2 tRNA genes and 1 rRNA gene are annotated in these 2058 nt (G+C 48.2%); all 3 read right to left on the reverse strand.

The annotated features are described in order from the left end of the window. Window position 1: 1 nt before the first annotated feature. Window positions 2-75: transfer RNA gene (locus tag NE848_RS17245), tRNA-Ala, on the reverse strand. A 171-nt stretch (window positions 76-246) separates the two neighbouring features. Next, a tRNA-Ile gene (locus NE848_RS17250) sits at window positions 247-320 on the reverse strand. Window positions 321-443: 123 nt separating this feature from the next. Beyond that, window positions 444-1973 (reverse strand): 16S ribosomal RNA (locus tag NE848_RS17255). Between the last annotated feature and the right edge of the window lie 85 nt (window positions 1974-2058).

The following is a 2058-nucleotide window of genomic DNA, read 5'->3' on the forward strand; positions in this document are numbered from 1 at the left end:
GTGGAGAATATCGGAGTCGAACCGATGACCTCCTGCGTGCAAGGCAGGCGCTCTAGCCAGCTGAGCTAATTCCCCATTTTCAGTGATCAGTTAACAGTTATCAGTTAACAGTACTTCTAACGGCTACTCAACCTCTAAAATTTCCTTTGTTATTTCAAATGAACTTCTTTTACAATTATCAATTAACAGTAAACAATTATCAATTTTCATTGTTTATTGATTATTGCTTATTGACCATTGTACTCGTAGTCTCAGGCAGACTCGAACTGCCGACCTCTACATTATCAGTGTAGCGCTCTAACCAGCTGAGCTATGAGACTGTCCTTCAATAGCACTTAAGCTATCAAAAATCGAATTGACGATAAGAATCAAGACCAAAAGGTCTCTCTCTGAACTTCCCTTTCGTAATTGTCGCTAGCATTCTAGTGAATGCATCGCTCTAGAAAGGAGGTGTTCCAGCCGCACCTTCCGGTACGGCTACCTTGTTACGACTTAGCCCCAGTTACCAGTCTTACCCTAGGCGGCTCCTTGCGGTGACCGACTTCAGGTACCCCCGGCTTCCATGGCTTGACGGGCGGTGTGTACAAGGCCCGGGAACGTATTCACCGCACCATGGCTGATGTGCGATTACTAGCGATTCCAGCTTCACGCAGTCGAGTTGCAGACTGCGATCCGAACTGTGATAGGGTTTGAAGATTCGCATCCCCTCGCGGGGTAGCTGCCCTCTGTCCCTACCATTGTAGCACGTGTGTGGCCCAGGACGTAAGGGCCGTGATGATTTGACGTCATCCCCACCTTCCTCGCGGTTTGCACCGGCAGTCTGGCTAGAGTTCCCACCATTACGTGCTGGCAACTAACCACAGGGGTTGCGCTCGTTATAGGACTTAACCTGACACCTCACGGCACGAGCTGACGACAACCATGCAGCACCTTGCAATTAGTCCGAAGAAGGGTCTGTTTCCAGACCTGTCCAACTGCATTTAAGCCCTGGTAAGGTTCCTCGCGTATCATCGAATTAAACCACATGCTCCACCGCTTGTGCGGGCCCCCGTCAATTCCTTTGAGTTTCATTCTTGCGAACGTACTCCCCAGGTGGGTCACTTATCACTTTCGCTTAACCACCCAGCCCTCAATTGGGCCGGACAGCTAGTGACCATCGTTTACGGCGTAGACTACCAGGGTATCTAATCCTGTTCGCTACCTACGCTTTCGTCCATCAGCGTCAATATATTATTAGTGATCTGCCTTCGCAATAGGTGTTCTGAGTAATATCTATGCATTTCACCGCTACACTACTCATTCCAACCACTTCATAATAATTCAAGATCTACAGTATCAATGGCAATTCTATCGTTAAGCGACAGACTTTCACCACTGACTTATAAATCCGCCTACGGACCCTTTAAACCCAATGATTCCGGATAACGCTTGGATCCTCCGTATTACCGCGGCTGCTGGCACGGAGTTAGCCGATCCTTATTCATACAGTACCGTCAGCTCCCCACACGTGAGGAGGTTTCTTCCTGTATAAAAGCAGTTTACAACCCATAGGGCAGTCTTCCTGCACGCGGCATGGCTGGATCAGAGTTGCCTCCATTGTCCAATATTCCTCACTGCTGCCTCCCGTAGGAGTCTGGTCCGTGTCTCAGTACCAGTGTGGGGGATCTCCCTCTCAGGACCCCTACCTATCGTAGCCATGGTGTGCCGTTACCACACCATCTAGCTAATAGGACGCATACTCATCTTTAAGCCATAAATGTTTAATATAAAAACCAGGTGATCTCTATATACTATGGGGTATTAATCCACGTTTCCATGGGCTATCCCCCGCTTAAAGGCAGATTGTATACGCGTTACGCACCCGTGCGCCACTCGTCAGCGGAAAAGCAAGCTTTTCCCTGTTACCGTTCGACTTGCATGTGTTAGGCCTGCCGCTAGCGTTCATCCTGAGCCAGGATCAAACTCTTCATCGTTAAATCTTAAATATACTTAACAACTACTAAGAAATTGCTCAGGTTGACTTCTTCTAGTCTTAATTCTTATACACTGGATCACATC

The organism is Gramella jeungdoensis (genome assembly GCF_023805255.1).
GTDB classification, from domain to species: Bacteria; Bacteroidota; Bacteroidia; order Flavobacteriales; family Flavobacteriaceae; genus Christiangramia; species Christiangramia jeungdoensis.